At 52.0% G+C, this 7,580-nt stretch carries 11 protein-coding genes; 6 read left to right on the top strand and 5 right to left on the bottom strand.

Annotation, left to right across the window (positions count from 1 at the left end; translation table 11 throughout):
* Window positions 1–76: 76 nt before the first annotated feature.
* The 3 genes from MVO87_RS10260 to MVO87_RS10250 are packed head-to-tail and all read right to left on the bottom strand — an operon-like array spanning window position 77 to window position 2,405.
* A complete protein-coding gene (locus tag MVO87_RS10260) occupies window positions 77–457 on the bottom strand; it encodes a ribonucleoside-triphosphate reductase (protein WP_297516304.1) in 381 nt (126 codons plus the stop codon).
* Between the two features lie 5 nt (window positions 458–462).
* On the bottom strand, window positions 463–1,296 hold the full coding sequence (locus MVO87_RS10255; protein WP_297553069.1) for a geranylgeranylglycerol-phosphate geranylgeranyltransferase: 834 nt from the start codon (window positions 1,294–1,296) through the stop codon (window positions 463–465).
* Between the two features lie 47 nt (window positions 1,297–1,343).
* Entirely contained in the window at window positions 1,344–2,405 is a 1,062-nt protein-coding gene (locus MVO87_RS10250) for a Clp1/GlmU family protein (RefSeq protein WP_297512957.1), read from the bottom strand.
* A gap of 146 nt (window positions 2,406–2,551) precedes the next feature.
* Here MVO87_RS10250 and MVO87_RS10245 point away from each other — a divergent pair, with 146 nt between their 5' ends.
* Window positions 2,552–3,016 (top strand): Lrp/AsnC family transcriptional regulator, encoded by a 465-nt coding sequence (locus MVO87_RS10245; protein ID WP_099209714.1) that lies wholly within the window; start codon window positions 2,552–2,554, stop codon window positions 3,014–3,016.
* Here MVO87_RS10245 and engB read toward each other — a convergent pair.
* Complete coding sequence (gene engB, locus MVO87_RS10240) at window positions 3,011–3,559, bottom strand: GTP-binding protein EngB (RefSeq protein WP_297512953.1); 549 nt, start codon at window positions 3,557–3,559, stop codon at window positions 3,011–3,013. The two genes, MVO87_RS10245 and engB, sit on opposite strands and share 6 nt — an antisense overlap.
* A gap of 91 nt (window positions 3,560–3,650) precedes the next feature.
* Between engB and MVO87_RS10235 the strand changes: the two genes are divergently transcribed.
* A complete protein-coding gene (locus MVO87_RS10235) occupies window positions 3,651–4,301 on the top strand; it encodes a hypothetical protein (RefSeq protein WP_297512952.1) in 651 nt (216 codons plus the stop codon).
* On the opposite strand, the gene MVO87_RS10230 is transcribed toward MVO87_RS10235, so the two are convergent.
* The gene (locus tag MVO87_RS10230) at window positions 4,298–4,468 is read right to left on the bottom strand and encodes a preprotein translocase subunit Sec61beta (protein WP_297512950.1); all 171 of its coding nucleotides are present in this window, start codon (window positions 4,466–4,468) and stop codon (window positions 4,298–4,300) included. The genes MVO87_RS10235 and MVO87_RS10230 overlap by 4 nt on opposite strands.
* A gap of 139 nt (window positions 4,469–4,607) precedes the next feature.
* Here MVO87_RS10230 and MVO87_RS10225 point away from each other — a divergent pair, with 139 nt between their 5' ends.
* From MVO87_RS10225 to MVO87_RS10210, 4 genes are all read left to right on the top strand, one after another.
* Window positions 4,608–4,988, top strand: coding sequence for a 30S ribosomal protein S6e (locus MVO87_RS10225; protein WP_297512948.1), 381 nt, complete (start codon window positions 4,608–4,610; stop codon window positions 4,986–4,988).
* 263 nt (window positions 4,989–5,251) lie between these two features.
* On the top strand, window positions 5,252–6,115 hold the full coding sequence (locus MVO87_RS10220; RefSeq protein ID WP_297512946.1) for a hypothetical protein: 864 nt from the start codon (window positions 5,252–5,254) through the stop codon (window positions 6,113–6,115).
* A gap of 112 nt (window positions 6,116–6,227) precedes the next feature.
* On the top strand, window positions 6,228–6,605 hold the full coding sequence (locus MVO87_RS10215) for a translation initiation factor 2 (protein ID WP_297553067.1): 378 nt from the start codon (window positions 6,228–6,230) through the stop codon (window positions 6,603–6,605).
* Between the two features lie 130 nt (window positions 6,606–6,735).
* On the top strand, window positions 6,736–7,580 hold an 845-nt coding region (locus tag MVO87_RS10210), incomplete at its 3' end, for a translation initiation factor IF-2 subunit gamma (protein WP_297553065.1).

Raw genomic sequence — 7,580 nt, 5'->3', positions numbered from 1 at the left:
CGGAGAACTAAATCCGGGTCAATTCCCACAGGACCACCCAAAAGGGATAAAGGGTTGCAAAGATAAAAACCCATCGTCAGTACTGCTCGCGCATCGTCCTTATCACAGGGTCGTGTATCAGCGTTGACGTTATGCTGTCCACCATGCGGAAGAACTCCTCCTTCCCACGCTCGAGGTCGAGGCTCTCAACCCTAATCAGCTCGCAGTCCTTTCCGAGTATCCACTTGCCGAGGAGAATCTTCTCCCTCCCGTCCTTCTGGAGGTCGAGCCTTATAAGGCCGTAGGGTATGTCGGCAGTCCACCAGTTGGCCTTGAAGGTCACCTTCCAGCCGGCTTCCTCAACGACCCTGGCGAGCTCGTTTAACGTTTTAGACGGACCGTATGGGGTCTTAAACGTTAAAACAGTCCAGAGCTCATCGTTTTCAAGCTCTTTAATTATCTCGTCCTTAAACTCCATATCAATCACCTCACGAGTGAAGCTATCATAAAGGCCATAACGGCAAGGAATATGCTTATTTTGAGCAGTTTTTGCGAGCGGTGAGCGGTTTCCCTGTCCTGCGAGCGGAGGATTAGGAAGGCCGAGTAGAGGATTATGGCATCAACGGGAACCATCGCAAGGTAGCTGAGACCGACGCCGGCCTTAATCGGCAGGAAGGATGCGATGACTGTCAGAACCGCGAAGAACGCCCCCACGTAGGCGGATTTCCTCTTCCCAATGACTATCGGGAGGGTTCTCGCGCCCTTGGCGAGGTCGCCTTCCACATCCTCTATGTCCTTTATTACCTCCCTTGCCACGTTAACGAGGAACGCACACAGGGCAAGGTAACCTGCGAGGCCTATCTTTCCCATTGCTATCGCGCCGTAAAGAGGTGTGGCGCCCGTCAAACCCGCAACGGCAAGGTTGCCGACGAAGGGAAGTGGCTTGAGCTTCCAGGCGTAGAGGAACATCGTGACGTAAGCTACAACCGCCAGCAGGAAGGCGTAGACGTTTATCAGGGAGGCGAGGGTTAGGCCGATGGCGAAGAGCGCCATCGCGTACCAGAAGGCCGTTTTCCTGCTCATCGCACCCCTCGGCAGGGGCCTCTCGGGGCGGTTTATCCTGTCTATCTCGTAGTCGAAGTAGTCGTTTATCGTGTTGCCGGCGGAGCAACCGAGGGTGACCACTAAGAAGACGAGCAACGCCTTTACAGGCTCTGGGAAGTGGCCCACTGCCACTATCGAACCGAGCAGGCCAACTATCCCCGCCAGGACGCAGTTGTGCGGCCTCGTTATTTCGATGAAAGCCCTCACCTCCAAACTACCACCGTCCAACCGTTATGGTTGGCCTTTAAAACCTTATGGGTTCAAAGTTCGTCTCTCCTCAGGAGACCGAGTTCCTCACCCGTTTCGAGGACACGCATTCTGCCGAAGCGGAGTTCCCTAACTTCTCCAAGTGTCTCCTCGTCGAGCGGGGTGAGCAGTTGAAGCGTTTCGGCGCTGAAGTTCACCCACTTTAGGATTCCAAGGCCGAGGCAGAGGCCGTCCCCGTCGAGGAGACCAACGAGCAGGTTGCTAAGCCTTTCGAAGTCAACCGCGTGAATCGAGCGGTAGCCCCTTGGGAAGCTTTCCTCGTCGGCCTTGACGACAGTGTAGCGCCCCTCGTTTTCCCAGCCCGCTAAAACGAGCCACCTGAAGGCCCGCGAGAGGAGGGTCTTCTCCCTCTCATTAAGGGGACGGCCGTTGAAGAGCGAAGTTCCCGTTAATGTGACCTCAGAAAGGCTGAACTCGGCGAGTCTGGCACTGGAGAAGTAGGCCTTCCACTTCTCAAACCTTATCTCTCTCCTCTCGTCCCTCGTGACGGTTCTTGCGTTCTCGCTGACGGTCAGTCTGATTATCTCTCCGTAGGGACTCAAAGCCCTCGCCAGGGATTCCAGCTCGCCGTTCCGCTCGAGGAGGACTATTAAGTCTGGCCTCACGAGCTCCGCCTTGAGGCGCTTCATCTCAAAGCCGGGCCCAGTCACGAAGCCGGTCGTGTCTATCAGAACGATTTCAGCGCTCCTCTCGGCGAGCTCAACGAGCCTCTTAACCCCAACGGCCATCTCGCCCGTGAACTGACCCGGTGAAACAGTGCCTATGAAGTAGTGGGCAACTCCCTCAAGCTCCGAAAGGCTGGAGAAGTTCTCATCCGGAAGGGCAAGGCTGACCGTTGCAGGCGGGAGGATACCCTTCTGGCCGACGTCTGAGTCAACCACCGCAACGCTCCTTCCAAGGCTGAGGAGCTCGTTGACTAAAAATGTCACAAGGGTGCTCTTTCCACTGTCTACTCCGCCAATGACCATGACCTTAACCGCATCACGGGACGAGAGCTCGGCGAGGAGTTCAAGCCTGTCCGGTGGAACGTCGCGGGTGTAGATGGCCTTGTTCATGGTCTAAGGTTTCCGCCGGGAGTTAAAAACCTTGAGTCCGGGAAACTTAGAAAAACTTATAAGATGTATCTCTCCCAGCGAGAAAATGAAAAGTTAGGTTTGACATTTATCGCGCTCAAATTGGAAAAACGGTAAGGTGAAGGCTCATGGTTGAGAGAAACACCCTCACCCCGAGACAGGTTAAGCTTTTGAGGAAGCTCTACGAGGATGGAAAGACCATAGAGGTCCACACCGTCGAGAAGACCCAGGACGAGCTTGCGAAGGAGCTCGGAATAACGAGACAAGCTTTAAGCAACCACCTCAAGGTCCTCAAGGAGCTCGGCTACATAAGGACCGGCAGGGGGTTTATCGATTTGACGGACAAGGCCCTTGAACTGCTCGGCGAGAAGAAGGGCGACGTCTTCGTCTTCGTCAAGATAGAGCCGACCAAGAGGAGGCAGGTCTACGAGGCGATAAGGAGGCTCAAGATAAAGAAAATCTACCGCGTCACCGGCGACGTTGATTTAATAATCGAGGCCGACAAGACCAAGCTCGACGAAATCCTCGAGGAGATAGCTTCCCTCGACGGAGTGAAGGAGACCAACACCCACCTCGTTCTGGAGATTCTATGAGCGGGTTTTCTTTTCCATTAACCTTCTGAGCTCGTCGAGGTTCTTCCCGAACTTGGCCGAGATTGGAACGAAGGTCTCGGGAATCTCGGAGTAGGGGACGCCGAACTTCTCGGCGAGGAAGTGAACGACCTGCTCGACGTTCTTGACCTTGTCAACCTTGTTGACGGCGACTATCGTCGGTATTTCCAGCTCCCTGAGGAACTGGTAAAACTCAACATCAATAGGAATCTCGCCCCTCTTCTCCCAGCGCTCTATAATCTCAGGCGAGGCCTTGCCGTCAACGACGAGCACGGCGAGCTCTATTTTATCGGCGTTGTCCTCGATGAAATGCACTATCTCGTCCTTTATCCTCTCCTGGACGTGCCTTGGAAGCCCGCTCATGAAACCGAAACCCGGCAAATCAACGATTTTCTTCCCGCGCCACTCGATTTCGACAGGCTTCCTCGTCACGCCGGGCCTCTTTCCTCGCCTAACTTTCTTCCCGGTGAGCCTGAATATGAGGGTGCTCTTACCAACGTTGGAGCGCCCGGCGAATATTATCATCTCTCCCCCCGGGCTGAAGTTCTTTCGGGCCTTTAAAAGGTTTGGCGGAAAGGTTAAGTATGCCAGGAGACAAAATCCAACGGTGGTGAATATGTCTGAGGAAGCGCGGGCCAACCAGCTGATAAATAAGTTCGTGATTTCCCTTATAGATGGCAAGATACTCGGCTACGTCACCGATATAAACGTCGAGGTTGAGGGCGACCAGTTCTACTTCATCCTCAAGATGAAAGAAGTAGAGAACCTTGGAAAGGGCCAGAGCATATTCACGAGCGAGAAAAAGCTCAAGATAACCCCCAACGACATCGTGAACGTTGGGCCGGACGTTATAATCCTCGGCGATGGAAAGGTTCCCCCGCTCAGGGAGATAGAGAGGCTCCACCAGATAGCGGAGGAGTACAACAACCTGATGGCCGAGCTTGAGGCCAAGGAAAAGCTCATAGAACAGCTCAAAGAGGAAAACTACCGCCTCAAAAGGGAGCTCGACGAGCTACAGCGCGAGCTGAGAAAGTTCCAGGTTATGAAGGACGACTTCGAGCACCTCAAGGAACAGCTGGTGAGGCAGGAGGGCCAGCTCGAGATGGCGAGGGAGTACATAAGGCTCCTCGAGGGTCTCAGGGGAGACATAGACAAGATTAAAGCCGACGTTGAAGCCCTAATCCAGAGACAGCTCGAAGAAGTTGTCAGAGGTATAATAGACGAGGAATTAAACGCGAGGGGGTTGAAGAAAACGAGCTTCCTTTAGCCAAAGATGCTCGACCCGAAAGCGTGCAACAGGAACTCTATCGCAACCAGTATAAGGGTCATCGCTATGACGCCCTTCGGGCTGACCTTTATTGCCTTTGTGTCCTCGTCGAAGAACCTCATCAGTCCCGCTCCGGTCGGCGGAAGTGTGGTCTTTTCCTTCGCCATGCTATCACCTGCCATTGAGTTTTCTCCATGATATTTAAGCTTCACGGTGTTTACGGTAAGGTTTTTAAACGCTCCGTTCAAGACCGCTCGGGAAAGGGCTCTGCCCAATGAATCCCGCTGATGAATGGAGGTGGGAGGAATGGCCACTTTCAAGCTCGTTATATCGAACCCGAAGACCGGTATAGCGAAGCAGGTTGAGATAACCGGTGGAGAGGCAGAAATACTCGTTGGAAAGCGCATCGGGGACGAGGTCTCGGCCAAGGAGCTTGGTCTCAACCTCAGGGAGATATTCGGCGACGAGAGCATTCCTGAGGATGCCAAGCTTAAGATAACCGGTGGAACCGACAAGGACGGCTTCCCCATGAGGCCGGACGTCCACGGCCCGAGGAGGGTTAGGATACTCCTTTCCAAGGGGCCCGGATTCAGGCCCAGGGAGAAGGGTGAGAGGAGAAAGAAGACCGTCCACGGCAACACCATAAGTCCGAACATCGTCCAGGTCAACCTTAAGATAGTTCTCTGAACTCCTTTTACTCCCATTTCTATAGCCGTTTAAATTCTCCGATTGCATGGCCATGCAACTCTTTTACTCGGGCTTCTTTCGAACAGTTCTGCGAGGAAAACTTATGTTAGAATAAATTCATACTCGAAAAAAATGAAGAAATCTTACTAATAGTAAAAGGAAAGAATTATAAGGGAAGATTGCATAGTTGACATTGCAGACAACTTTACGGAGGTGACCTTATGCGGTGGAAGTCGCTGTTCGCAGTCCTGTTGGGACTGCTGATGATTGGAGTGACGGCAGGAAGCGCGGCTGCAATACCAACAACAGAAAGCCCAATAAAGAACCCAGTTCAACCGATGATTTTTGGAGATAAAAGTGAATTGCACCTCAGCTTTGAGCCATATCTGTCTTATGTATATAAGGGAAGGATATACCTAGCATATCACTGGGAATGGGATCACACTGAGAAACTTATAGACGGACCCAATGACTACATTGTAATAACAATTCCCTGGCAAGTGTATGTTGACAACAACGGTCACATAAAATCAGGCATTGATAGTATAGAGGAAATAGAACAGGACATCAAAAATCACAATGGGCACTGGGAAGACATCTTTTATATGGAACAACCAGTTGTTGAAGTGTCTCCCTCCTCTGGATGGTCTTTGGATTCGATGGGTTTAATAACATGGTCACCAAAAAAGATAGATGGATACTGGTTTAGGTTCATGAAGATAACGATAAAAGTCGATGATGATATCTCAAGTGGCTATATATACGTTGGCGTTAGGCCAAAACCCGAGTATCAAGGGTTGCAAGTGACCACTGCAATGTATTATATTCACACGTATAGCCGTGCAAGTGCCCTTAATGCACTGGGAAGCGTTGGTGTTTCCATAGTTTTCCCGGAGAATATTGCCCTCTTGGGAACAACTGGGACTAAAATATTGTCGGGGATAGTGTCTTGGGCTATCGGCGATATTATCAGTGGGCATTCTTCGGTTAAAGGCTGGGAGAAGTCAACTACTGGAGACGCAGTACTTTCGTACGACGCGTATTTCGAGAGAACCGATCCTCCAAGTGGCCCTGGCTGCTTCAAAGGTATATGCCCCACATCCTATTCAAACAGCAACAACAAGTAAATTTTTATTTTTTCTCTACCCTTACACAAATTATAGAGGGATTCCCATGTTTGCTAACAACTGGAAAAAGTTTGTGTATAATTTCCTCACGCGCCTAGTTGGGGCTGAGATTTTGGTCGTTATTTTCGGGAAGTATGAGGTGGAGTTGGGTGTAAAGTTTGGCATACTCTGGCTAATCGCGATGACCCCAATAATCCTTCACATCTACCGAGAGGAGTGGAAAACGTTATCAAAGGTTTACCCCAAAGAGAAAGCCGAGGGAGTGGCTGACAACCTCTTGGTTTCCCGCTACATGATAGGCGTTATACCGATAACGGCCTCTCTTTTTGGACGCTGGTCAGATGGCAACCTTGCAATCTTAGGACTGCTGGGGTTGATATTTGCACTGATAGCGGCCAAGCTCCTTACAGAGGCAGGCTATCCCCTTAGCGATGATGAAAAGGCGAATCTCCTACAGAGAAAAGTTGCTACGGAGCACGATGCTCCCTGAGTCAGTTGCTTGTTTACTCAGGATTCCCACCAAAAGGACAACCGAGACGCAATCAACCAAAACCGCAGGGGAGAACGATGAAGAAACCTTAATAAGCGCCACTTCTTCTACCCCTTAGGGGTGAGAGAAGATGGCCAAGAAGTTTAGGCAGGCCGAGGTTAACATAGGAATGGTAGGTCACGTTGACCACGGTAAGACGACGCTCACCAAGGCTCTAACCGGAATATGGACCGACACGCACAGCGAGGAGCTCAGGAGAGGAATCACGATAAAGATAGGCTTCGCGGACGCGGAGATAAGGAAGTGCCCGAAGTGCGGGCGTTACTCCACTTCCCCGGTCTGCCCGTACTGTGGCGCCGAGACCGAGTTTGAAAGGCGCGTTTCCTTCATAGACGCACCGGGTCACGAGGCGCTGATGACGACGATGCTCGCTGGCGCCTCGCTCATGGACGGTGCCGTTCTCGTCGTCGCTGCCAACGAGGGAGTCATGCCCCAGACAAGGGAGCACCTGATGGCTTTGCAGATAGTCGGCAACAGGAACATCGTTATAGCGCTCAACAAGATTGAGCTCGTTGATAGAGAGACTGTTATGAAGCGCTACCAGGAGATTAAGGAGTTCGTAGCTGGAACCGTGGCGGAAAACGCCCCGATAATCCCGATTTCGGCACTTCACGGCGCGAACGTTGACGTTCTCCTCGCGGCAATAGAGAAGTTCATTCCAACGCCGAAGCGCGACCCGAACAAGCCACCCAAGATGCTCGTCCTGAGGAGCTTCGACGTAAACAAGCCCGGAACTCCGCCGGAGAAGCTCATCGGCGGTGTCATCGGCGGTTCGATAGTTCAGGGCAAGCTCAAGGTTGGCGACGAGATAGAGATTCGTCCGGGCGTTCCCTACGAGGAGCACGGCAGGATTAAGTACGAGCCGATAACGACAGAGATTGTCTCGCTCCAGGCAGGTGGAAGGTTCGTCGAGGA

The organism is Thermococcus sp. (assembly GCF_027063845.1).
Taxonomy (GTDB): domain Archaea; phylum Methanobacteriota_B; class Thermococci; order Thermococcales; family Thermococcaceae; genus Thermococcus.
This window is presented reverse-complemented; position numbering and strand designations above follow the sequence as displayed.

Coding starts and splice junctions, on each gene's coding strand:
- engB (WP_297512953.1), bottom strand. CDS start 3,559: ATGATAATATTCGCCGGGCGCTCCAACGTTGGTAAGAGCACCCTCATA.
- MVO87_RS10260 (WP_297516304.1), bottom strand. CDS start 457: ATGGAGTTTAAGGACGAGATAATTAAAGAGCTTGAAAACGATGAGCTC.
- MVO87_RS10230 (WP_297512950.1), bottom strand. CDS start 4,468: ATGGCGAAGGAAAAGACCACACTTCCGCCGACCGGAGCGGGACTGATG.
- MVO87_RS10245 (WP_099209714.1), top strand. CDS start 2,552: ATGGTTGAGAGAAACACCCTCACCCCGAGACAGGTTAAGCTTTTGAGG.
- MVO87_RS10235 (WP_297512952.1), top strand. CDS start 3,651: ATGTCTGAGGAAGCGCGGGCCAACCAGCTGATAAATAAGTTCGTGATT.
- MVO87_RS10250 (WP_297512957.1), bottom strand. CDS start 2,405: ATGAACAAGGCCATCTACACCCGCGACGTTCCACCGGACAGGCTTGAA.
- MVO87_RS10225 (WP_297512948.1), top strand. CDS start 4,608: ATGGCCACTTTCAAGCTCGTTATATCGAACCCGAAGACCGGTATAGCG.
- MVO87_RS10220 (WP_297512946.1), top strand. CDS start 5,252: ATGATTGGAGTGACGGCAGGAAGCGCGGCTGCAATACCAACAACAGAA.